The 22,100-nt window shown below is 60.4% G+C and carries 27 protein-coding genes; 11 read left to right on the top strand and 16 right to left on the bottom strand.

The genetic code is table 11. From position 1 onward, the window contains the following. Nucleotides 1-4 precede the first annotated feature (4 nt). From HYPMC_RS09585 to HYPMC_RS09610, 6 genes are all read right to left on the bottom strand, one after another. Nucleotides 5-289: a hypothetical protein gene (locus tag HYPMC_RS09585; RefSeq protein WP_013947708.1), complete on the bottom strand. Its 285-nt coding sequence runs from the start codon at nucleotides 287-289 to the stop codon at nucleotides 5-7. A 233-nt stretch (nucleotides 290-522) separates the two neighbouring features. Further along, nucleotides 523-894, bottom strand: a complete 372-nt coding sequence (locus HYPMC_RS09590; protein WP_013947709.1) for a hypothetical protein — start codon at nucleotides 892-894, stop codon at nucleotides 523-525. Between the two features lie 216 nt (nucleotides 895-1,110). Next, on the bottom strand, nucleotides 1,111-1,440 hold the full coding sequence (locus tag HYPMC_RS09595; RefSeq protein ID WP_013947710.1) for a DUF5076 domain-containing protein: 330 nt from the start codon (nucleotides 1,438-1,440) through the stop codon (nucleotides 1,111-1,113). A gap of 128 nt (nucleotides 1,441-1,568) precedes the next feature. Further along, entirely contained in the window at nucleotides 1,569-1,895 is a 327-nt protein-coding gene (locus tag HYPMC_RS09600) for a septum formation initiator family protein (protein WP_013947711.1), read from the bottom strand. Between the two features lie 142 nt (nucleotides 1,896-2,037). Continuing rightward, complete coding sequence (locus tag HYPMC_RS09605) at nucleotides 2,038-2,397, bottom strand: hypothetical protein (RefSeq protein ID WP_244421011.1); 360 nt, start codon at nucleotides 2,395-2,397, stop codon at nucleotides 2,038-2,040. A 255-nt stretch (nucleotides 2,398-2,652) separates the two neighbouring features. Continuing rightward, on the bottom strand, nucleotides 2,653-4,011 hold the full coding sequence (locus HYPMC_RS09610) for a porin (RefSeq protein WP_013947713.1): 1,359 nt from the start codon (nucleotides 4,009-4,011) through the stop codon (nucleotides 2,653-2,655). A 242-nt stretch (nucleotides 4,012-4,253) separates the two neighbouring features. Between HYPMC_RS09610 and HYPMC_RS09615 the strand changes: the two genes are divergently transcribed. From HYPMC_RS09615 to HYPMC_RS09625, 3 genes are all read left to right on the top strand, one after another. Then, a complete protein-coding gene (locus HYPMC_RS09615) occupies nucleotides 4,254-5,459 on the top strand; it encodes an FAD-dependent monooxygenase (protein ID WP_013947714.1) in 1,206 nt (401 codons plus the stop codon). A gap of 10 nt (nucleotides 5,460-5,469) precedes the next feature. Beyond that, the gene (locus HYPMC_RS09620) at nucleotides 5,470-6,459 is read left to right on the top strand and encodes a lysophospholipid acyltransferase family protein (RefSeq protein ID WP_024275880.1); all 990 of its coding nucleotides are present in this window, start codon (nucleotides 5,470-5,472) and stop codon (nucleotides 6,457-6,459) included. Between the two features lie 82 nt (nucleotides 6,460-6,541). Further along, on the top strand, nucleotides 6,542-7,357 hold the full coding sequence (locus tag HYPMC_RS09625; protein ID WP_013947716.1) for a hypothetical protein: 816 nt from the start codon (nucleotides 6,542-6,544) through the stop codon (nucleotides 7,355-7,357). Between the two features lie 82 nt (nucleotides 7,358-7,439). On the opposite strand, the gene HYPMC_RS09630 is transcribed toward HYPMC_RS09625, so the two are convergent. From HYPMC_RS09630 to HYPMC_RS09650, 5 genes are all read right to left on the bottom strand, one after another. Continuing rightward, nucleotides 7,440-7,688 (bottom strand): YqjD family protein, encoded by a 249-nt coding sequence (locus tag HYPMC_RS09630; protein ID WP_013947717.1) that lies wholly within the window; start codon nucleotides 7,686-7,688, stop codon nucleotides 7,440-7,442. Between the two features lie 240 nt (nucleotides 7,689-7,928). Next, nucleotides 7,929-9,872 (bottom strand): threonine--tRNA ligase, encoded by a 1,944-nt coding sequence (thrS, locus tag HYPMC_RS09635; protein ID WP_013947718.1) that lies wholly within the window; start codon nucleotides 9,870-9,872, stop codon nucleotides 7,929-7,931. Nucleotides 9,873-9,986: 114 nt separating this feature from the next. Next, nucleotides 9,987-10,265, bottom strand: a complete 279-nt coding sequence (gene yidD / locus HYPMC_RS09640; RefSeq protein ID WP_013947719.1) for a membrane protein insertion efficiency factor YidD — start codon at nucleotides 10,263-10,265, stop codon at nucleotides 9,987-9,989. Nucleotides 10,266-10,331: 66 nt separating this feature from the next. Then, nucleotides 10,332-10,961 (bottom strand): hypothetical protein, encoded by a 630-nt coding sequence (locus HYPMC_RS09645; RefSeq protein WP_013947721.1) that lies wholly within the window; start codon nucleotides 10,959-10,961, stop codon nucleotides 10,332-10,334. A gap of 316 nt (nucleotides 10,962-11,277) precedes the next feature. Beyond that, nucleotides 11,278-11,739, bottom strand: coding sequence for an iron-sulfur cluster assembly scaffold protein (locus tag HYPMC_RS09650; protein WP_013947723.1), 462 nt, complete (start codon nucleotides 11,737-11,739; stop codon nucleotides 11,278-11,280). Nucleotides 11,740-11,995: 256 nt separating this feature from the next. Between HYPMC_RS09650 and hisI the strand changes: the two genes are divergently transcribed. Together hisI and HYPMC_RS09660 are read left to right on the top strand one after the other, a co-directional pair. Next, a complete protein-coding gene (hisI, locus tag HYPMC_RS09655) occupies nucleotides 11,996-12,409 on the top strand; it encodes a phosphoribosyl-AMP cyclohydrolase (protein WP_013947724.1) in 414 nt (137 codons plus the stop codon). 170 nt (nucleotides 12,410-12,579) lie between these two features. Then, the gene (locus HYPMC_RS09660) at nucleotides 12,580-13,578 is read left to right on the top strand and encodes a patatin-like phospholipase family protein (protein ID WP_013947726.1); all 999 of its coding nucleotides are present in this window, start codon (nucleotides 12,580-12,582) and stop codon (nucleotides 13,576-13,578) included. Here the strand turns inward: HYPMC_RS09660 and HYPMC_RS09665 are convergent. Together HYPMC_RS09665 and HYPMC_RS09670 are read right to left on the bottom strand one after the other, a co-directional pair. Beyond that, nucleotides 13,560-13,988 carry a CBS domain-containing protein gene (locus tag HYPMC_RS09665; protein ID WP_013947727.1) on the bottom strand — a complete coding sequence of 143 codons (429 nt, stop codon included), beginning with the start codon at nucleotides 13,986-13,988 and terminating at the stop codon, nucleotides 13,560-13,562. The genes HYPMC_RS09660 and HYPMC_RS09665 overlap by 19 nt on opposite strands. 191 nt (nucleotides 13,989-14,179) lie before the next feature. Further along, on the bottom strand, nucleotides 14,180-14,917 hold the full coding sequence (locus HYPMC_RS09670; RefSeq protein WP_244421012.1) for a rhomboid family intramembrane serine protease: 738 nt from the start codon (nucleotides 14,915-14,917) through the stop codon (nucleotides 14,180-14,182). Nucleotides 14,918-15,150: 233 nt separating this feature from the next. Here HYPMC_RS09670 and HYPMC_RS09675 point away from each other — a divergent pair, with 233 nt between their 5' ends. The 3 genes from HYPMC_RS09675 to HYPMC_RS09685 all read left to right on the top strand — a co-directional run bounded on the left by HYPMC_RS09675 (nucleotide 15,151) and on the right by HYPMC_RS09685 (nucleotide 17,427). After that, nucleotides 15,151-15,786 (top strand): PAS domain-containing protein, encoded by a 636-nt coding sequence (locus tag HYPMC_RS09675; protein WP_244421039.1) that lies wholly within the window; start codon nucleotides 15,151-15,153, stop codon nucleotides 15,784-15,786. A gap of 171 nt (nucleotides 15,787-15,957) precedes the next feature. Beyond that, nucleotides 15,958-16,587 carry a PilZ domain-containing protein gene (locus HYPMC_RS09680; protein ID WP_013947730.1) on the top strand — a complete coding sequence of 210 codons (630 nt, stop codon included), beginning with the start codon at nucleotides 15,958-15,960 and terminating at the stop codon, nucleotides 16,585-16,587. Between the two features lie 159 nt (nucleotides 16,588-16,746). Beyond that, nucleotides 16,747-17,427: a transglutaminase-like cysteine peptidase gene (locus tag HYPMC_RS09685; RefSeq protein ID WP_013947731.1), complete on the top strand. Its 681-nt coding sequence runs from the start codon at nucleotides 16,747-16,749 to the stop codon at nucleotides 17,425-17,427. 136 nt (nucleotides 17,428-17,563) lie between these two features. Here the strand turns inward: HYPMC_RS09685 and HYPMC_RS09690 are convergent, their stop codons facing one another. Genes HYPMC_RS09690 through cysE form a run of 3 tightly spaced genes read right to left on the bottom strand, consistent with a single transcriptional unit; the run spans nucleotide 17,564 to nucleotide 19,176 of the window. After that, on the bottom strand, nucleotides 17,564-18,094 hold the full coding sequence (locus HYPMC_RS09690; protein WP_013947732.1) for a gamma carbonic anhydrase family protein: 531 nt from the start codon (nucleotides 18,092-18,094) through the stop codon (nucleotides 17,564-17,566). A gap of 14 nt (nucleotides 18,095-18,108) precedes the next feature. After that, nucleotides 18,109-18,324, bottom strand: coding sequence for a DUF3126 family protein (locus tag HYPMC_RS09695; RefSeq protein WP_013947733.1), 216 nt, complete (start codon nucleotides 18,322-18,324; stop codon nucleotides 18,109-18,111). 24 nt (nucleotides 18,325-18,348) lie between these two features. Beyond that, nucleotides 18,349-19,176: a serine O-acetyltransferase gene (cysE, locus tag HYPMC_RS09700; RefSeq protein ID WP_013947734.1), complete on the bottom strand. Its 828-nt coding sequence runs from the start codon at nucleotides 19,174-19,176 to the stop codon at nucleotides 18,349-18,351. A gap of 201 nt (nucleotides 19,177-19,377) precedes the next feature. On the opposite strand from cysE, the gene HYPMC_RS09705 reads away from it, so the two are divergent. Genes HYPMC_RS09705 through HYPMC_RS09715 form a run of 3 tightly spaced genes read left to right on the top strand, consistent with a single transcriptional unit; the run spans nucleotide 19,378 to nucleotide 21,768 of the window. Next, complete coding sequence (locus tag HYPMC_RS09705; protein WP_013947735.1) at nucleotides 19,378-20,181, top strand: enoyl-CoA hydratase; 804 nt, start codon at nucleotides 19,378-19,380, stop codon at nucleotides 20,179-20,181. Beyond that, complete coding sequence (locus tag HYPMC_RS09710) at nucleotides 20,178-21,296, top strand: polysaccharide deacetylase family protein (RefSeq protein ID WP_013947736.1); 1,119 nt, start codon at nucleotides 20,178-20,180, stop codon at nucleotides 21,294-21,296. The genes HYPMC_RS09705 and HYPMC_RS09710 overlap by 4 nt, the downstream gene beginning before the upstream one ends. 1 nt (nucleotide 21,297) lies before the next feature. Continuing rightward, entirely contained in the window at nucleotides 21,298-21,768 is a 471-nt protein-coding gene (locus HYPMC_RS09715) for an N-acetyltransferase (protein ID WP_013947737.1), read from the top strand. The last annotated feature ends 332 nt before the right edge of the window (nucleotides 21,769-22,100 follow it).

The following is a 22,100-nucleotide window of genomic DNA, read 5'->3' on the forward strand; positions in this document are numbered from 1 at the left end:
TGCTTTAGACGTGGCAGCGCGCGCCTAAATATTGATTGAGCAGGTCATTGTACTTGTCAACGTTGGCACGCTGACCGGCGCTGAGCTTGCCGCCGTTGCTCGCGCGTTCCACCTGCGCAGGCACGCCCTGAGAGTCCAGGCGATTGAGTTCGTTACGGATGGATCCGCACGACTGACCCGGTGGCAGCGGTCGCGCACCTGGATCGCCGTTTCCTCCGGCCGCGCCTCCGCAACCTTGGAGCGCCCCCGTCAGGACGGTCACAAGAACAACCGCTAGACTACCCCGCATTATCCGTCTCGCTCGCGTAAGTTCTTTTGGAAGTGAGAAGGAGCCCCTGCCCCCGCAATGGTCGCAAAGACCACAGCTCGATAGCCTTCGCAATCCCCCGTGGCGTTCCTGTGGCGGTGCAGCAGCACTCACCAATTTGAAAATAGCCCCAGGGGATACACTCTGCGCCAGCGCAGGCCCCGTTTTCCGGAGCCCGCCGTGGGCGCTGCGCGATCATCGGCTTTCAGGCAAACTTATTTATTTGCCGCTGCCGTCTGCTGCGTGGGTGCTTGCGCCGCAGCCTGGTTCGGGACTGACGGGCCGCACCGGGTCTGGAATTGCTCGTAGGCTTTGTTGAGTTCGGCCTGTTTCTGCAGCGCCGTGCGCTTGACCGAGACCTTGCTCGTCTTGCCGTCTGCCGCCTGCTCGAGCCGATTGATGGTGCCGTCAGCTTTCAGCGTGTTGATCTGGCTTGCCAGCGAGACGCACACAGGGTCCGTCTTCGCAGCGGTCTGCTGGGGTGTGATCGAGCCCGTCGAGAGATCAAAGCCCCCGTTCGCGCAGCCGCCGACCAACGCTGTTGCAACGACGATCATTCCGACTTTGCCAAATGATACCGCAGTCATCGACCCACCCCCAGAAGTTGCACGCCGGCAACTTAACGCGCACGTCTCGTCTGCTTAGCGGCTGGGCGGAAGTGTGCGCAAGCTGGGTGGGGCCGGTCATCCCCTAGCGAAACTCTGCCGCCAGACCGAAGGTGTGGACATCGGCGCTCTGGCGCAACTCGGCAACACTCGATTCACGTCGAACCGAAAAGGAGGGGTATCTCTCGGTGGAATGCGTCAGTGTGTGACGCGGCGGCGCATCTTGCCGTAGCTCGCAAGCTCGCTCTGCGGGAACGAGGCGTTGAAGCCTTTGCGGAGGGCTTCGATGGAGTGTTCCTCACCGAGTTCTCCGCTCAGCGACGCAGCATGGGCAATGTGATGGCCGATCTGCGCAAGGACGCGCCCCCACTCTTCCAACTGGGGACCAAAGGCCTCGCCATTGAGAGCCACCGCCAAGGCGCCGTCAGCGACCCAGGCCCGAATCAATTCGACCGCCTGTTCGGCTTCGGGAACCCCGTCGGGCACATCCAGCTCAAGGAGCGGATCCGAATCGTTAAAGTCAGACATCGTCGACGGACTCCTTGATTACGATCGCGTCGGCAAATTTAGCCACCACACACGTCACGGCTGACTATCGCTATTACTCACACTTGTGAGCCACAACGATATTGCAAGTTAGTAGTGAACTACGGTCTTTATCGGGCGACAACTATTTTGTCGTCGGGGCGGACGTAACCGAGTACGTCACGCGCGGTCTCTTCGACGATATCGGCGTTCGGAATTTCCGGCGACAACAACGCGACGTCGTGGCGAAGCCGCGTCCGAACTGTTTCGAGACCCTTGATTTCGAAGTCCAGCAGTGCGGAGCGATCCTTCAGCTCGGCGCGCGCCTCAAGGCCGTGCTGGCCATAACGAATATGATACGAAAAATAGGCCGTGAGCCCGAGGCATGCGAGCGTCACCGAAAGCTGTTTGAGGAGCCAGATGGCTCCGCGGCGTCGCGGCGGACTCGCGTAATGCACGCGCATTTCCCTGAGTGAGAACGGATCTCGTTTTTATAGGGAGATGCCGATTAAGGCAGGGTAAACCGCTGGGCGAGTGTCGCAGGTCCGCCGGCCGGACAGCCCGCGAAATCGAGGCGCTGCTGGCGCTCGTCCCGAATTGTCAGAAGCGGTGCTTCACGGTGCCGTGGATCATCAGATCCCGCTTCTCGTCGTCATCGGGCGAGTTGGGAAAGTCCGGTGTCGAGCGGTTGTTTTCTTCCTCGACGGCGCCGTAAAGGAGATCGAGGCCGAAGTCCATTTTCGGAAGCGTGCCGATCTTGCCGAGACCGGGAATGCGGATTTCGGTGCCGGTATCGGCTTTGGCAGGTGCAGAGTCTTCCTGCTCCTGCGCCTTGGGTGCATCAGGCACAGGGACGCCACCGGGGATTGCGCCCCGCTGTTCTTCCATGGCGATCACATTAGTGCTGTGCACGGCGGCAAGAGCCGCAAGTACCAAGAGCACCAGTCCTAGCCGTTTCACAAATACCCCGCGATGCCTCGCAAGCATGCACATGAGCTACTGATGCGCGGTAGATAGCAGAAACTCAATGGCAATATCCCAGGTTGTCTGGCTTCCCATCCGTTTCTCGGCAATCCTGTTGTAAGGTCGCCATATCGCCTGTTTGTCACAGGTCGAGGGGAAATTCCGGTAATGTATTTAAGCATTTCCTAGAAGAACAAAAAGGGGCCGCCCGACGGCAGCCCCAAGCATCTGTTCGCAAACGGGAGAGAGCGATCAGAACCTCATAAGTGCTCCAGCGATGACGGCATCGAAGGCATCGACACTCGTCGAGACACCAGCCGTGTTGGCAATATCGCCGTCAGCGTGACGATACATGACATAGAGGTCCATGGCCGCCGGCTCGATATTCTGGACGACACCAGCAGCGTAGAAGTTCAGGTCGGTTGAACCCAAAGTTCCGTTGCCGGCGCCGACGTTGGTGATGCTGATGTTGTTCTTGCTGCCACCATCATCATGACGGTATTCGCCGAAGATCGTCGTCTTGCCGAGCGGGATGAACTTCTGCTCGATACCACCCTGAATGAAGTACATACTGCTCGTCGCCTCGGTGCCGGGCGCATCCAGATCCGCAACGCGCTGGTCGCGATTCTGGCCGTAGCCGCCATAGACATAGAGACCCGTCGGAACGTGCATGACGGTCGCAGCGGCACCGAACAATTGGCAATCAGTGGGCGCGGTCTTCGTCGAGCAACCGATATTTTCGTCGGAGTTTTCGCCGTAACCGACCTTGGCGAGAACCTGGAAGTCGCCCCATTTGTTGGTATAGTTCAGCGACATGCCCCAATCGTCGTCCTCACCCCACGAGGCGGTCAGCGTAAAGCCGGCAATCGTCGGAGAGTCGTAGCGGACGACGTTGCGGCGACCGTCCTGGCCAACCGTGCCGTTGTCAATACCTTGCATAATGGCGTTCGAGCCGTTCCACGTCAGAGAAGACGAACCCTGAGTTGTCGGGGAACCGCCAATGAACGCGCCGTTGTGACGAAGAGCGAAGTTGCCCTGATAAACAGCGGCCGCCTGAGCGTCCGAGAAGTTACGCGTGTTGGCACCATCAGCGTCATCGAGCACGTGGTACATTGCCGTGCCGTCCTGACCGACGGTGACTTTGCCGAGGTCTTTGCTTTTGATGAACCAGCTGCTCTTACGCACCGATACCGAGTTGTTGCCGGTACCGTCGGCGTTGTTCTGGCTCCAGCCCGAGGAACCCGAGGAGTTTGCGCCAAGGATACCAAGCTCCAAGGTGTAGCCAGCCGACCAACCCGGAATAATCTGAGCTTCGCCAACGAAGCGGACGCGGCTCTGTTCGAGCTTATTGGTGCCGACGTAAGCATTGCTTTCGGTGCCGTCGTCCCACCACATGACGCTTTCATTGACCCAGCCAGAAACCGTCAGCGAAACTTTGCGGTTACCTTTGCGAGCGGTCGTGGCTTCGAGTTCAGCCACACGTTCTTCAAGATCGGCGCAGCAGTCGCCGCCCAAGTCGGCAGCAGCGGCCGGCGTAATGCCTGCGGCGACGAACCCGAAGGCCGCCAGCAAAGCCCAACGGCTGCTTGATAATTTGAATACCGAATTCATCGGTGCCCCTCTATTTTTACAGACCCCAGATAACTGACGGCACGCAATCCCCTAGCGCGCCGGGCGTTTTTCGCCAGTTTTGCCCGCAGTGCGTCTAAGCCATGTGGACAACTTAAGTGTCTGCTAACCGGTCTATTTAACAGTTGCGTGACAGTTGGCCGTCACAATCGTTGCTTTGCTGCAACATCTGGCCCTTTGGACCGTTTCTGTGCTTCAATAACAACACTTCCGGGACCTAAAGCATGGCTGGACAAGACATTTTTGACGTTGCTGTCATCGGAGCAGGTCCTGCCGGACTTGTCGCAGGCGCCGCATGTGCGATGTCCGGCCTCCGTACGGTGGTTATCGGGCCACCCTCCAACCCGCTCGATCGGAGGACCTCGGCGCTGTTCGGCGGCTCTATCGAGCTGCTGAAAAAGCTCGATATTTGGGCGCGGCTGCAGGCTCATTCCGAGCCTATCACCGGCATCCGGATTGTAGATGGAAGCAAGCACCTCCTGCGGGCGCCGGAGGTGCTTTTCGAGGCGCGTGAGGCCGGATTTGAAGCCTTTGGCTACAACATCCCCAATGTGCCTCTGACGGAGGCGCTAGAAGCGGTCTGCCAAGGCTCGACGACGCGCATTCCCGTAGCCGTCAGCCGGATCGACATCGGTTCTGAGAACGTCACGCTGACGTATCGCGATGACGCGACGATCACGGCGCGGTTGGTCGTCGCCGCCGATGGCCGTCGGTCGGCAGCCCGTACAGCGGCGGGCATTGACGTTGCATCATGGACCTACCCGCAATCTGCAATTGTAGCGACATTCCATCACCAGCGTGACCATCACGGCGTCTCGACCGAGTTGCATCGCCCCGTCGGCCCTCTCACGGTCGTGCCAGGGCCGGGCAAAACCTCGAACCTCGTCTGGATCGAGGAACCGGAAGAAGCGAAGCGCTTGCTGGCGCTTGATGATTCGGCATTCGAGCACGAACTGGGACAGGCGCTTAAGGGGCTGCTCGGCTCCATCTCCGGCTTGACGCCAAGACAAGCTTTTCCGCTTTCCGGCCAGAGCGCACGGATACTGGCGAAAAACCGGGTCGTGGTCGCGGGCGAAGCCGCCCACGTCATTCCACCGATCGGCGCCCAGGGCCTCAACCTCAGCTGCCGAGACGCGGCAACTCTCGCCGAGATTGCGGGAGAGGCTAAAACCCGGGGCGAGGATATCGGCGGCGACGCCGTGCTCAGCCGGTACGACAGTGCGCGGAAGGCCGACATCGGAACCCGGATCTTCGCGATCGACCTGTTGAATCGCTCGCTGCTAAGCAGCCACATTCCGGGCGTGAACCTTGCCCGTGGGCTCGGCCTCTTTGCGCTGGCGTCAAGTTCGACCCTAAGGACCCAGGTGATGCGCGAAGGCATCCTCCCGTCCGCTTCGCGGCCCGCTCTGATGAGTGGCGGGGAAATGTGACCGCCGAGGCTTGACGGCCAGCGGAGCGCAGGGGCATCTCGCTGCGGCATTCGCCATCAGGATAAGGAACCGGGAACTGTCCTCGACGGAAATTTCGCCACTGCGCGATCTGCAGTTCAGGCTGGAATACGGCCTGCTTCGCTTCATCGTCGGCATTGTCCGCTCGGTGCCGCTCGACACGGCGACGCATATTTCGGCGTGGTGTTGGCGGCGGCTGGCGCCGAAGATCAATCCAAAACGGCACAAGCGCGCCCTCGATAATCTGAAGATCGCCTTTCCCGAGATGTCGGACGAAGAGCGACTGACGATCGCCCTGCGTCACTGGGAGAATCTCGGCCGCGTCATGGCCGAGACGATGCGGATCGACCAGATCATCGCCGAACCGTCGCGTCTGACGATCAAGAACCCAGATGTCTTCAATCGCTATGCGAGCAAGCTCGGGCCGATCGTCGGCGCATCGCTGCACATGGGCAACTGGGAGCTGGCGATTTGGCCACTGACGATCGCAGGCGCCAATCCGGCGTGCGTCTATCGCTCCGTCAACAATCCTTACATCGACCGCTACATTCGCTATCAACGGCGCGACCTCTATCCGGGCGGACTATTCGGCCGCGGCAAAGTCGAAGGCGATCACGGCGAGAGCCAGAAGACGGCGCGCGTGATCATGGATTACGTCCGCAACGGCGGGCGGCTCGGTGTCGTGTGCGATCTTTGGGACCGGACCGGTTTGCCGGTTCCCTTCTTTGGGCACGACGCCCGGACCGTCACCATTCCGGCGATGATCGCCCGGCGCGTCGGCGCGCGCATCTGGATGTCTCGCTGTATGCGCGTCGGCAACGACAGCCGCTTCGAGATCGAGCTGAAAGAGCTGCGCATTCCGCGCACGTCCAATCATGGCGAAGACGTCAAATGGGCAACCGCCGAGATGACGCGCCAGTTCGAGGAATGGGTGCGCGAACTGCCCGAGCAATGGATGTGGTCCAACCGCCGCTGGAATTAACCGCGCTGGCCCACCACGGCTTTTTCGGAACTGCATGGGCGACGAGAGCGTTTTTTGAGGTTGTGCCTCAACGGAGCGCGGAATGAACGACGCCCTGACGCCATTACGCCTCTTTGTCGTTGCCATGGGGCTTCTGCTGCCAACGATCGCCTTGATTCCGCTCGGCAGTCTTTGGCTTTGGCAGCACGGCTATCTTATTCACTGGGCCGTTGCGACGCTCATCTGCACGGCGCTGGCCTTCGTATTCGAGCGGCGAACGCTGGGTCGACCGCCAGCGCGCACCGCGGATGTTTCTGAGGTTCAAGAGGTGTTGCCGCCTGAGACTGCGGATGTTGCCTCAGATATTCGCAGCGACGCGATGTCGGCGGTCGATGTGTTTGCGAACGACTCTAACTCGCGCACGATCTCGACCTGGAACGACCTTCTGAATACCGGCCTAGAGACGGTCGAGATCGTTGCTAAGGTTTATCACCCAGCCGACAAAGACCCTATGCTGCACTTTACGGTGCCGGAAGCGTTGACTCTCGTCGAACAGGTGAGCGCAAGGCTGCGGCCTGTGTTCGAGGGAACGATCCCGCTCGGCAATCGACTGACGGTGGCGCAGTTCGCGCAGGTCTATCGCTGGCGCGGAATTTATGACGTTGCCGGGCGCGCCTGGTCGGTGTGGCGCGTGGCGCGCATGGTCAATCCGGCGACAGCGGCAACGTACGAAATGCGCGAGCGTTTATCGAAATCGCTGTTTCAGTGGCTGAAGGGCACGATCTCCGAGCGGCTCGTGCGCGCCTATATTCACGAGGTCGGTGCGGCGGCGATTGATCTCTATAGCGGCGAGTTGAGAAAAGAAGCTCAAACACGAAAAGCGGATCTGCGATCGCAGCCGACCGCCCCGCGCAAATAAATCCACCGAGCGATCGCTTTTAAATCGATCTCTCGGCGGATGAATTTCTTAGCTGTCGGGTGGTCGACGACGGTGTTCGTCGTTACGACTTCCACAGCGCGCCGATGACGAAGCCGACCGCTGCTGCTGCAAGCAACGTCGTCACAGGCTGTTCCTTGACCGACTTGTCGATTGCACCCTTCACGTTGCCGGCGACTTCGCTGGCTTGCTGCTTGGCCTGACCGGCCATTTCCTGAGCACGATCGGACGCGTCATCGTAAGCTTGTTTCGCTTTGCTCTTTAGATCTTCAACGCTGCCTGATCCGTACTGAGATGCGGATGACGTAGCCATTTGGGGGGTACTCCGTTTGTTGCAACATCGACCGTGCAACGCGAACGGAGAGTGGAAGGTTTCATGGCAAATCGGTGAGCAATGTCCGAACGCTGTATTCCAACTAAGCTGGGACTTTGCACGAGGCACTTTGATTATTGCGTGGCCAGGATGGCGGGTTCCGCGGCCACGACGTTAGGGCAACCGAGTCAACGCATCGCCATTCCGACTTATGTCCGAATGGCGATGCGAATTATTCCGTTACCGCATATCCGGTGGAACCGCTTCCTTTGCCAACGCCGTTAGTGCCTCATCGAGGCCAAGCACGGTCTGGTCTTGCGAACCGAGGCGGCGTACGGAAACCTTCTTCTCTTCCGCCTCGCGCTTGCCGACGACGAGGATGACCGGAACCTTGGTCAGCGAATGCTCGCGGACTTTGAGGTTGATCTTCTCATTGCGAAGGTCCGTTTCGACGCGCAGGCCCAGCGCCTTCGCCTTCTCTGCGACTTCGACCGCGTAATCGTTCGCGTCCGAGACGATCGGCGCGACGACGACCTGCAGCGGCGCGAGCCACAGCGGGAAGTGTCCGGCGAAGTTCTCGATCAGAATACCGGTGAAACGTTCGAGTGAACCGAAGATCGCGCGGTGGATCATCACCGGCGTTTTCTTCTCCGACTTCTCGTCGATATAGAACGCGCCGAGGCGGCCCGCGAGGTTGAAGTCGACCTGCGTGGTGCCACACTGCCAGTCGCGGCCGATGGCGTCACGCAGCACGTATTCGAGCTTCGGTCCGTAGAACGCGCCCTCACCCGGCTGGATCTCGGTCTTGATCTGATCGTTCGAGCGGCGCTTCACTTCATCGAGCACGTCGCTCAGAGCCTTCTCGGCTTTGTCCCAAAGCTCATCGGAGCCGACGCGCTTTTCAGGCCGCAGCGACAGCTTGATGACGATGTTTTCGAAGCCGAAGTCTTTGTAGATCGAGAGCAGCAGATCATTGATCTTGAGGCATTCCTCCATGATCTGATGCTCAGTCAGGAAGATATGCGCATCGTCCTGCGTGAAGTGGCGCACCCGAAGCATGCCGTGCAGCGCGCCCGACGGCTCATAACGATGTACCTTGCCGAACTCGGCGATGCGCAGCGGTAGATCGCGATAGCTCTTCAGACCGTTCTTGTAGATCTGGACGTGGCCGGGACAGTTCATCGGCTTGCAGCAGAACACGCGCTCATCGGGAAGCACGGTCGTAAACATGTTCTCGCCGTAGTTCTCCCAGTGACCCGAAAGCTCCCAGAAGTGCTTCTCCATCATGTCCGGAGTGTTGACCTCGGTATAGCCTGCGCGCGCCTGCTGACGGCGCATGTAGGCGATCAAGGTCTGGAACAGGGTCCAGCCTTTCGGATGCCAGAAGACGGAGCCCGGCGCTTCTTCCTGGAAGTGGAAGAGATCCATCTCGCGGCCAAGCTTGCGGTGATCGCGCTTCTCGGCTTCTTCGAGCTGATGCAGATAAGCTTTCAGTTCATCCTCGGTCGCGAACGCGGTGCCGTAGATGCGCTGAAGGACCGGCTTGGTTGAATCGCCGCGCCAATAGGCGCCTGCGAACTTCATCAGCTTGAACGCTTTGCCGACTTGGCCTGTCGACGTCATGTGCGGGCCGCGGCAGAGATCGAGCCACTCGCCCTGCTTGTAGATCTTGACGTCCTGGTCTTCCGGAATGGCGTCGACAAGCTCGACCTTGAAGTACTCGCCCTTGTCCTTGAAGAACTCCTTCGCCTTGTTGCGCGACCAGACTTCCTTCGTAAAAGGCGCGTTTTTGGCGATGATCTCGCCCATGCGCTTTTCGATCTTCGGAATGTCTTCCGGCTCGAACGGCTGCTGCTTGGCGAAGTCGTAATAGAAGCCGTTGTCGATCACGGGGCCGATGGTCACCTGAGTGCCGGGCCAGATCGACTGCACGGCTTCGGCGAGAACGTGCGCGGCGTCGTGCCGGATCAGCTCTAAGGCTGCCGGATCGGTGCGCGAGACGAAGTTGATCGACGCATCCTGATTGATCGGATCGGCAAGGTCGGCCAGCGCGCCATTGAGCTGCATGGCGACGGTACGTTTCGCGAGCGAAGGAGAGATCGACTTGGCGATTTCGAGGCCCGTGGTTCCCGCTGCTACCTGGCGCTGCTTGCCGTCTGGGAACGTAATGGTGACGTCTGTCATCGTGGCCTCCTTTGCTCACTCGCCGCATACGGACGCGGCGTAAGACGATTTTCGATTGCGCTAATGGGGTGTGGGCGCGTCCAAGTCAAGCTGCGGCATGATCGAAAGCGAAGTCTACCGCCAGCGACCATAGCGCCAGGGCTGGAAGGTGTGTTTGACATCGCGGATGTCCGGCACGGGGTCGACGCCATGGGTGCCACCCGGTCCGCAGCGGACGAACCGCGACAGCGTCAGCCAGAAGCCGCGCCAGGCGCCGTTCAGCTCGATCGCCTGCAGCCCGTATTCCGAGCATGTCGGCCAATGGCGGCACTGGCCACCAACCAGCCATTTGAAGGTGTAGCGGTAGACGTGGATCGGCGCTTTCAGCAGCGTTTTGGCAAGCCTCGAACTCATGTCCGAAGCAGAGCGCGTTTCCACAGCGCTATGCAAGTGCGACGCTCTGATGGCCCGCGCCTCGCCTTACGGCGTCGGGGTTGCAGGAGCCGCGGGGGCCGGCGCGGCAGGCGTCGCCGGTTGGGCAGCCTTCGCAGTCTCAAGGTCCTTCTGAAGCGTCGCGATCTGACCCTTGAGGCTGTCGATCTCACCGCGAAGCGCAGCAGCTGCGGATTCGGCGTCGGCTTTCGCCTTATTGGCGGCTTCCAGCTCGGCCTTGACCTTGTTCGTCGCGTCGTCGGCCGTGGCGAGCTTGGCTTTCATTTCCTCGGCGGCGCCCTGGAGCTTGGCCTTCAGGTCGTCGTTTTCCTTGGTCACAGCCGTGACCTTGTTGTCGAGTTCGGAAACCTTGCCCATTGCCGTTGAAACGTCGGCCTTGCTTTCGTCGGCCTGGCGCTGGGCATCGCTGACGGCGGCCTTCAGGCGGTCGATCTCGTCTTGCGACGACTTTCTGACATCGGCGGCATCATCGACGGCCTTTTGCAGCGAGGTGACCTCTCCCTGCAGCGCCGACACTTGAGCCTCAGCCGACGTCTTCTGTTGCCAGCCATAGATCGCCACCAACGCCAGGATCGCGATAACGATCCATTTCAGTGCGCTGGTCGATGAGGCAGCACCCTCTGCGCGCGTGCCACTATCGTTATCCTGCGCTGACATCTGGATCTCCCGTTGTGCTCTAAGGTCTATTTTTTTCCAGCCGTTGCACGCCAGCCAATGCTTGGAGACGCGCCGGTTTCTTTCTTCGTTTTTGTGACTAACGAACCGACCGTTCGATGCGTCTTCTACTCCCAGTTTTTCTCAAACCGAAAGCCCTTCCAGCAAGCCGGGGGAAGAAAGATTCCGCCGAGTTGTCGAAATGGCTCGCCGCATCGATCCGGGGTGCAGTCGCAGAATATACAGCACGCCGGCTCGCGCCCGTCGATTGGGCGTACGGGCGTCGGTCAGAAATTTAGAGGAAAAATTGCGGTCAAGGTTAGCGTTCTGCCTGGACGTCGGCGCTCGCTCGCACCTCGGCATCCTCGAGCGCCTTTTCGACCGCATCGAACACCAGAAGTGTTGATGCATGTCGGGCCTTGTAGTTGCGGACCGGCTCAAGAACGGCGAGATCCGCCCAGCGCCCGGCGGGCGGCGGACCACCCTCCTTCAACATGGCGCGCATTTCCCGGCCGATGCGGCGAAGCTCATCCGGCGTCGAGCCGACGATCTCCCGCCCCATGACCGAGGCCGAGGCCTGACCCAGCAGGCAAGCCTTCACCGACTGGCCGAATTCGCTTACATGCCCGTCTTCGAGCTTTACGTCGACAGTCACGGTCGAGCCGCAGAGCTTGGAGTGTCCCGTGGCGCTGCCGTCGGGTTCGGTCAGGCGGTCGGTATGAGAGATACCGCCCGCGAGCTCCAGGATGCGCGTGTTGTAGATCTCATCGAGATTGGCCATAGCGATCTTCGCGTCTTCCGGTTCTCAGGATCCGTCTTTCGGATCTTTGGGCCGCGACCGACCCTCGTCCAAACGTTCCGGTCGCCGTATATAAGCCGAGCCGGTATCGAATGCGAGATGCGGCCGTTCGCCAGCTGCGTCAGTGGGCCGTCGAGCGAAAAACGGACTTTCCCTATGTGGCGTCGCGGTCATCACATATGCGCTTTTCGCTCAGGTGCATTGTGATGACGAGATGGCGCCGGAGAACTAAAGCGGCATGACCGAGACGATAGAGACGACCCATTCATTCAAGCCGAAGTTCAGCGCCGAGGGGCTCATTCCGGCGGTCGTAACCGATCACCGGTCGGGCGACGTGCTGATGTTCGCCTACATGAATCAGATGGCTCTCAATGAGACCATTGCCAGCGGCATTGCACATTTCTGGAGTCGCTCGCGCGGCAAGCTGTGGAAGAAGGGCGAGGAAAGCGGCAACCTTCTCAAAGTCATAGAGCTGCGGACGGATTGCGATCAGGATGTCGTCTGGGTTTCCGCCGAGGTGCAGGGCGACGGGGTTGCCTGCCATACGGGTGAGCGGTCGTGTTTCTACCGGCGCGTCGTAAAGCCGGATGGGACAGACGCCGCCGCGCTGGAGTTCGCTCCCCTCCCCGCACCTAAAACTCCGACCGCCTGAACCTGACGCTCTCATCACGTGTCGCCGGTCCGGCGTCCCGTTTGCCATGCTCGCGTTCATAACTTGCTTACCTCTTGGTAGCGGGACCTTAATCGGCTGGCGATAACGTCGCAGCGGATGTGTCGGCAAAAACCATCGCCGGCAGAGGGTGCGTATCGGGAGTGCCAATCATGCTTGGCAGGACGAGCGTGAGGATCGGATTAGCACTGGGTGGGGGCGCCGCGCGCGGATGGGCGCACATCGGCGTTTTGAAGGCTCTCGAACGCCATGGCATCCGGCCCGACGTTATTGCCGGAACGTCGATCGGAGCCGTCGTCGGCGGCTGTTATGCTGCCGGTCATCTCGACCAATTGGAGCGCTGGGCGCGTGAACTGACGCCAAAGCGCATCTTCGGATATCTGGATTTCAATTTCGCCGGCACGGGCCTCATCAGTGGGCAGCGGCTGTGCAGCCGGCTCGAGCAGCAGCTGGGCGACCGCAACATCGAAGATCTCGAGACGCGCTTCACTGCGGTCGCGACCGAGATCGGCACCGGGCATGAGCACTGGCTGTCCCGCGGACGGCTGGTCGACGCGGTGCGCGCCTCCTATGCGCTACCGGGCGTGTTCAAGCCGGTGAAGGTCAACGGGCGGTGGCTATTCGACGGCGCGCTCGTCAACCCGATCCCCGTTTCCGTCTGCCGGGCTCTGGGCGCGCGCTACGTCATCGCTGTCAATCTGAATTTCGACATCCTCGGCCGCGGCAGTGTCATCTCCTCGCCCGAAGCGATGTTCTCGGAGGCTGACGAAGAATTGCGGAACGCCGCGGCAGCCGAAACGGTTGGCAAGAAAGGCGTCCGCGGGCTCTTGCAGCGGCAGATCCTCGGCAAAGGCGACGGCGCACCGGGAATATCAACCGTCATGGTCGATGCGCTCAATATCGTGCAGGACCGGATCGCACGTTCGCGTCTCGCAGGCGATCCGCCCGACGCGATGCTGTCGCCGCGATTGCAGGAGGTCGGACTATTCGATTTCCATCGCGCGGAAGAAGCCATTGAACTCGGCATGCAGGCCGTCGAACGTCAACTCGACGACCTGATGCGCGAGATCGAGGTCTGCGAGCCAAAGCGGACGCGTACGGAGGACAAGCGCGTCGCCATCCAGCAGGACCTTCAGCCCGTCGCCAAGTAATCGCGCATGGCGGTGACTTCGAGCTGGACCTCAGCGATATGATGTTTGACGACGTCGCCGATCGAGATGATGCCGACGAGTTCGCCGTCTTCGAGGACAGGCACATGGCGGAAACGGCCTTTCGTCATCGTCTCCATGACGCCGTCAATCGTGCAGTCGCGCGTGCATGAGATGACGTCGCGCGTCATGCCGTCGTTCGCGGTCATGGCGAGCGCCTTCGGCCCATGCTCGGCGATGAGGCGAATGAGGTCGCGTTCCGAGATGATCCCGGCGAGTTTGTTGTTCTCGAGGATGACGATCGCGCCGATCTTGCGGCTCGCCAGACGTAGCGCGATTTCCTGAAGGGTGTCGGCGGGCGACGCGGTCATGACGCTTCTGCCCTTGGACTTCAATATCTGTCCGATAATCATAAAATCAGCCTCCGTTTGCGGAACGCTGTTCCGAACTGGAAACGTGGTCGCGCGCTTGCGCGTCACTTAGAGGCCCGCAAGCTAGCGCGGTCTCCCGCCGGCATTCCGCTGCGTTTCACACCCAATGAGATCCGCTCTGACGGCGGATTAATGCAGGAAGGCTGAGGCAATTCTTACGGGATTGCAAGCTTTCATTCGAGATCTGCAGCAGGCGGTAAATCATTTTGCATCGCGGGATTATCTGAACGGTCAAATAAACCAAATGCGAAAAGTCCGAACAGGTAGCCGCCGATGTGCGCCTCCCATGCGATCGCACCGGCCTCGCCCATTTTCCCGAAGCCGATTATCGCCAGAAGATTGATGGCGACGAACACGATCGACGACAGAACGATGCGGCTGTCTCGCAGCGCACCCATGATCGTCACGGCTGGAATGGCTGACGGGTTGTGGCGCAACAGATAGCCCTCGCCGCGATCGAGAGCGTTAAAGAGAAACCGCATCACGCCGCCCATCATCGCCGACACAGCACCCGACGCACCGATGACCGGAGCTGCCAATCCCGGATTGAAAAGCAGAAACAGCAATGCGCCGCAGATGCCTCCGCAGATCGAGAATATGATGAACCGCAAACCGCCGAGACGCGCGCACAGCACCGAGCCGAAGGCCAACAGCCAAAGGCCGTTGAAAGCGATGTGCGTGATGTCGGCGTGCACGAGCATGTGCGTCACGAACGACGTCACCTCGGCGACGCTGCCTCCGGGAATCTGATCGGCGAAGCCTGAGTACCGCGCCGGAATGAATGCGAGCGCCAGCACCCACCACGAATATTGCTCGGGCGGCAGCATGGACAGCGCAACGTGCACCGCAATCAACACGGCAAGGATGCCGAGCACGGCGCCCGGCACGTTAAACATTGGTTCTCGGTTCACGACTTCGTCCCACTTTGAGGCGATTCAGTCCGTAGCGACTGAACGGCCGTTGTTACCGGTTCACGCAAAAGCGGGCAACTGGACGGGCGAAACGCGGTTTTCGCTGCTTCGACGCGCGCTGGCATGAACGATGCTCATTCGACTGCCAGGGAGCCTTCGCGCTCCGAAATGGAACGGCGGGGGTCTGGGATGTCCGCCACCCAACAGAAAATTCAGGGTCGTAACGCGTGAGCATGCAAGAAGCCGTCAGCCAGTCGCTCTATTCATATTGGGACGCTCTCCGGGGCAATCGCCCGGCGCCGAAGCGTTTCGAGATCGAGCCGTCGCGCATCGCGAACAATCTTCCCGATACGTTCATTCTGGAGCGCATCAACTATACCAATGCGCGTTTCCGGCTCGCGGGCACACGGATTACCGATGCGCTCGGCATGGAGCTGCGCGGCAAGAACCTGTTCGAAATGTTCGATATCGGCGATCGGCGAACGTTGCAGAACCAGATGGAGCTGATCGCGTCGCGCTGCGCGGTCGGTCTGTTCCATATGTCCGCCGAAAGCGCCGACGGGAAGTCGACGACATTCGAGGTGCTGATCCTGCCGCTGACGCACACGAGTGATACGGTCGAACGCTTTCTCGGCTCTGTCGCCTCTCGAGAGAAGCCGGAATGGCTCGGCTCCGTGCCGCTGACAAGGCGGAAGCTCGTTCATCACGAGATCGTCTGGCCGAGCCGCGCCGCCTCTGAGGACGAGAGCGACTTTCAATATCAGGCACCCATCCTTCACACCCGGCGGGAAGCACGCATCGTGCGCTCGGCGCGGCGGCAGTTCCGCGTCTTCGACGGTGGGCTCAGCCTTTCCGGCGACGAGCGGTAATCTTCTTTCAATACATAATCTTCCGTTGCCCGCACCCGTCGAATTTGGTGCGCCGATTAGAACTTCATTAAGGACCCCACCCGCATAGTTCATGCGGGTGGTTTTCGCTCATTTCGCAATGTTCGAGAGCACGCCCGGCAGCAATTTCTGACGGCAGTTCAAAGGTCGGCCATGGCCGTGCATACGAGCATCATCCGTGACGTCCTGCATCCGACCGATGCCATCTTGGCCGGCGACATGCGCAAACATCGCCGTGTGCCGCTTTCGCTTGCTGGCCGCTTCATGCGCGCAGACCGCAGCGAATACACCTGCCAATTGAAAAACGTTTCCGTCGGCGGCGCAGCCGTTACGACCGCGCATCTACCTGAAGTCGGTGAGCGCGTCGTCGTCTACTTCGATCATCTGGGCGGATTTGAGGGCGTCGTCGCAAGAATTACGCCGGATGGTTTCGCATTCGTTTTCAAAGTCACGGAGCACAAGCGCGAAAAGCTCGCCGCGCAGATTACGTGGCTCATCAATAAGGATGATTTCCCCGGGGCTGCCGGTCGTATCCATGAACGTGTCGGAACTCGCGGGCGTCGTACGACGTTGAGGGTCGAAGACGGGGTCGTTATCGACGTGGAATTGCTCGATCTTTCAGCATCCGGCGCTTCGATTGCCACGCCTGCGCGGCCACCTATCGGCAGCTTCGTGGTTGCCGGAAAGACCCGGGCGATCGTCCGGCGTCACCACGAGCATGGAATTGGTTTGCAGTTTCTGTCGCTGCTGTCGCCGGAGGCGATGCGCGACAGGTTCCCTTGACGTTTTTGCGTTGGTTGTGTGATGCCGCAAATTGCTCGCCGAGTTGCCAAAATCGTTAAGTTAAATTTTTATACGAATTTAGCTCGAATGCTGCGGTGGGCATTCATGCTAAAACCAGCTGTGTCGCGTACTGTATCGTACCGTGTTCGAGGGCGTTTCATGAAGTACGGTAGCGTAGCCATCTCGGTGGCAGTGTGGTTGTGTGGTGCGGCGTTGCCGGCGGCGGCGCAACAGGTCGCGGTTATCAGTCCCGCGGTGCGTGCACCAGAGTTCATGCGTATTTATGGCAGCTCGCAGCCCCCTTATGGGTTTGTGGCCTTCTGCGAGCGGATGCCTCAGGAATGCGTCGTCACATCTTCCGACGACGCCCGGTTCCGGGCGACGCCACAGGCGTTGAGCGAGCTCGACGAAATCAACCGTTCGGTCAACCATGAGATCGAACCGGCGACGGACCAGGAAGTCTACGGCGTCACCGAATACTGGACGATCCCGAAGACGCGCGGCGACTGCGAGGATTACGCGCTCCTGAAGCGCCATCGCCTGATCGCCAGCGGCTGGCCGTCCGGCACCTTGCTCATGACAGTCGTGCGTGACGAGAAGAACGAAGGCCATGCCGTGCTGACCGCGCGGACGACGCAGGGCGACTTCATTCTCGACAACAAGATCGACGTCGTACGGCTCTGGAACCAGACGCCCTATCACTACGTGATGCGGCAGTCGTACCTCAACCCGAAGGTCTGGGTGTCGCTCGATCCGAACGATGCGGTCACGCCGCCGGCGCTGTCGGGCGTGCAGTCCGTCGATCCGTCAATGTTCGACGGCACGCCGGATTTCCCCTGAGGTAATTCCCTTCAAAATCATCAGAAACACTTACAGGCCCGGCCCCAGCCGTCCCCCGACCCAAACCGGACCTGTTCAGCGGGCCGCGCGCTTCCCCAGACGCCGGTCCGCATTTTTTTTGTGCGATTGCCCAAGCTCAGTCCTGAAGCGTCAGGCCTTCAGCGTAGCGGCGCCAATTTTTGACATAACGGCGGGCAGCGCCGCCGAAACGCTCGACTTCCTCGTCGGTCAACTCGCGGACGATCTTGCCGGGCGATCCCATCACGAGCGAGCGTGGCGGAATTTCCTTGCCCTCGGCGATCAGCGTCTTGGCGCCGATCACACACTCCTCGCCGATCTTGGCACCGTTCATGATGATGCTGCCGATGCCGATGAGGCTGCCGCGGCCGATTGTGCAGCCATGCAGCATCGCCATGTGGCCGACCGTGCAGTCCTCGCCGATCGTCAGCGGAAAGCCCGGATCGGTATGCAGAACGGAGCCGTCCTGCACGTTCGAGCGCGCGCCGACGGTGATCAGCTCGTTATCGCCACGCAGAACCGCGCCGAACCAGACGCTCGACTCTTCCTCGAGCTTGACCTTGCCAAGTAGGACGGCGTTTGGCGCGACCCAGAACGAGCCGATTGGAGGCGTTACGACACCTTGGCCATCGAGCGTGTAAAGCGGCATGGGACGGTTCGGCCTCAGACGCCTTCCAGATCCATGTCCAGGATCGCCATCTGGAACTGGTAGGACGTCTCGCCCTCCTCGACCTCGCGGTACAGCGTGGCGATGAACTCGCCGTTGACGAAGACCTCAGCCATGTCGTCTTTCTTTGGCTGCGCCTTCACTTCAAGCGACGCCGCTCCCAGCGTTTTACGCAAGTAAGCCTGCAGGCGAGCGAGCTCTTCCTTTTTCAATGTCTTGTCTCCTGAATGATCTTTTTAAAGTCCGCCGAAATCATCAACCCAGCCTTGCTCCATCGAGCGGGCCGGTTCGGCACAGCCGGCGCTGCCGACAATTTTGGCGGGCACGCCGGCAACTGTCACGTTCGGCGGAACCTCAGAGAGAACAACCGATCCGGCGGCGACGCGTGAGCAATGCCCGACCTTGATATTGCCGAGCACCTTGGCGCCGGCGCCGATCAAGACGTTATCGCCGATCTTAGGATGGCGGTCGCCTGTCTCCTTGCCGCTGCCGCCGAGCGTGACGGCATGCAGGAACGAGCAGTTGTCGCCAACCACCGCCGTCTCGCCGACGACGAAGCCGGTGGCGTGATCGAGCATGATGCCCTTGCCGAAGCGCGCCGCGGGGTGAATGTCCACGCCGAACATGCGCGACGACTGGCTTTGCAGGTAAAGGGCAAAGTCGCGACGACGGCTTTTCCAGAGCGCGTGCGCAAAGCGATGCGTCACCAGTGCGTGGAAGCCTTTGAAATAGAGAAGCGGGTCGAGATAGCGCGTGCATGCCGGATCGCGGTCGTAGACAGCCTGGAGATCGGCACGGAAGATCGTGCCAAGCTCGGGTTGCTCGGCCAGCACGCTCAGAAACGTCTGCGAAATGAGACCGGCGTCTACGTCCGTGTGGTTCAGCCGCTGCGCCAGGCGATGGCACACTGCCTCCTCCAGAGCCTGATGGCTGAGCACGGTCGCAAAGATGAAGCTGCCGAGCGCGGGCTCGGCTTTCATCGCGGCCTCGGCCTCGGTGCGGATCTGCGCCCAAATCGGGTCGACGACTTGGACCTTTGAGATCGCTGTTTTGGTATTCGACACGGGCAGCCTCTGGCTCGAAATCAGGTCCGTTAGCAATATGTTACCGCAGGCGATTAGCGTCCACACAGACGGCGGTCAATCGACCTCGCCGTAAAACTTATACACTTTCCGGCCGCCGCGTGCATCTGCCGCCGTGGAGCCCGTTTGCGACGCCTGCAAATGCCAATTAAATGGCCGCAAAGATCGAAAGGATACCCGTTTATGGCAGATGCGGCCGAAGTCGCCAACCCGACATTGAGATATGCGAAGGAGGGTGCAATCGCCTGGATCACGGCCGACAATCCGGCACGGATGAACGCCCTGACGGCTGCGATGTGGAAGTCCATCCCTGACGCGGTGGGTGCGGCCGTCGACGATCCGGAGGTGCGCGTCATTATCGTGCGCGGCGCGGGCGATAAGGCCTTCTCGGCCGGCGCCGATATTTCTGAGTTCGAAACCTCACGCACCGGCGATGCCGCCAAGATTTACGACACCTTGAACGATGCCGCCTTCAATGCGCTGATCGGATGCCCGAAGCCGACCATCGCGATGATCCATGGCTTTTGTCTTGGCGGTGGTCTCGGTCTCGCGCTCTGCTGCGACATGCGCATTGCCGACGATGCAAGCCAGTTCGCCATTCCAGCGGCCAAGCTCGGCATCGGCTACAATGCGCGCTGGGTGCGGCCCATCCTGGCGGCCGTGCCGGCAGCGCGCGCCAAGGAGCTGCTATTTACCGGACGGCGCTTCCGTTCGGCCGATGCGGAGGCTATGGGGCTTATCTCGCAACTCGTGCCGAAGGCGGAGCTGGAGACGACGGTGAAAGCATTGGCCGCGGAGATCGCCGCAAACGCACCGCTGTCGGTCGCAGCGGCGAAGAAAGTGATCGACGAGATCTCGCGCCATCCGGAGCATCCCGACATGGCAGCTCTCGACGCCGCTATCGCCGCATGTTTTGCAAGTGAAGACTACGCTGAGGGGCGCCGCGCTTTTCTCGAAAAGCGCAAACCCGAGTTCAAGGGCAAATGACTTTGACAATGCGCATCAGACTGTCTGCTCTCATCGTTGCGTCACTCGCTGTTTCCGCACATGCGAGGGCGGCCTTCGCGCGCGACGATGTTTTGCAGCACGCGTGCTATTCACCGGCGCTGCTTGCGGGCGTGCCGGGCGAGGAGAAAGTCTCGCGCGGCGTCCACACCTACGATGCGCCGATCAAGATCGCCGGTTTCACTCAGGCTCCGCCGGTTCCCGAAGCGCTGCGCGGATCGATCCGGCGCGTCGACGTTCCAAAGGGCGAAAAGGTCATCGCACTGACGTTCGACCTGTGTGAGCAGCGCGGCGAGATTGCAGGCTACGATGGGCGCATTTTCGATTATCTGCGCGAACAGGGCGTAAAAGCCACCTTTTTCGCTGGCGGAAAATGGATGGTCTCCCATCGCGCACGCACCGAACAGCTGATGACCGATCCGTTGTTCGAGGTCGGCAATCATACTGAAACACACGCGAACCTTCGGCTATTGAACGAAGCGGCCATCCGGCAGCAGGTGCTCGCGCCACAGAAAGCCTATGAGGATGCGCGCGCCGATCTCGCCTCGAAACAATGCGTGGCGGCGTCCCCCGAGGACATGCGCAGCATTCCCGCGCAGCCGACGCTCTTCCGCTTCCCCTACGGCACGTGCAATCCCGCCTCGCTCAAGGCTGTGAACGACGCCGGGATGCTCGCCATTCAGTGGGACGTCGCGACGGGCGATCCCGATCCGCATGAATCGGCCGAGCGTATCGCGGCAGCGATGGTGAACGAAGCGAAGCCCGGTTCGATCATCGTCAACCATGCGAACGGGCGTGGATGGCATACGGCAGATGCGCTGCGCATCGCGATCCCGAAGCTCAAAGCCAAGGGCTACACGTTCGTAACCGTCAGCGAACTGATGACGATGGGCAAGCCGGTGATCAAGTCGGAGTGCTATGATCGCAAGACCGGCGACGTCAATCGCTACGACTTCCTGTGGGCGCTGAAAAAGCCGTTGAACGCCAGCCCGAAGGCCGGCGCGAAGGTTGCCTACACGCCGCTCGCAGCGAAGAAAGTTGCGGTCAAAAAGAATACCAAGCCGGTTGCTCGCGCGGCAGGGCAATCAGTGAATTGACATGACAGCTGCGATCGCGTTTCGGCCAATGACATCGGAGAGCGCCGAGTTGCTTGGTGCGCCGCTCGCTGCGATCGATCCGTGGGCGCACTATCGCTACACGTCTGAAGCCCTCACGACGTTTTTGCGCGATGACGACCACGACGCGCCCCGGCTCGAAATTCTTGTCGACGGCACTCTCGCCGGAGCGTTCAGCATCCGTCGCACGTGGTTGCGCGGACCGTATCTGCAATTTCTGGGGATCCTTCCGCAGTTCCAGAACAAGGGCGTAGGTCACGCCGTTCTGTTGTGGTTCGAGGCCGAAGCCCATCGGCTGCAGGCGCGGAACATCTGGGTCAGCGCTTCCGAGTTCAACGTCCGGGCCGTCGCCTTTTACGAACGGTTCGGGTTCGTCCGCATCGCGACGCTCGAAGGGCTCGTCGCGGAAGGCACCAACGAAGTTCTTTTGAGAAAACGGCTAATAATCGGTTGATCCGAAGCCGTTGTTACGTTGCATAGACTGCGAGTCGAACGGCATTCCGAAAGCCCCGCAGCGCGCTTCGCATCAGGCGTCCGGCAGGATGCAAGCAAAATATTTTGGGATTATTTTTGTGCGTTGCATTGGCGTAGGCGCCGACGTGTAAGCGTCATTCTTCGATCACAATTGGTTACCGCGTTCGGCGCCGCTTCGCTAAAAACAGCTCTTTTAGCGGCATTTTCGTTAACTCCCAAATCGCGGGCGGGAACCGCTTTTGCTTCCGGCGGTTTGCGTTCGGAGCGATGCAACAGCGGTGACAGTTTCGCGACGGTCAAACGCTCTGCGGC

The sequence above is a fragment of the Hyphomicrobium sp. MC1 genome, assembly GCF_000253295.1.
Taxonomy (GTDB): domain Bacteria; phylum Pseudomonadota; class Alphaproteobacteria; order Rhizobiales; family Hyphomicrobiaceae; genus Hyphomicrobium_B.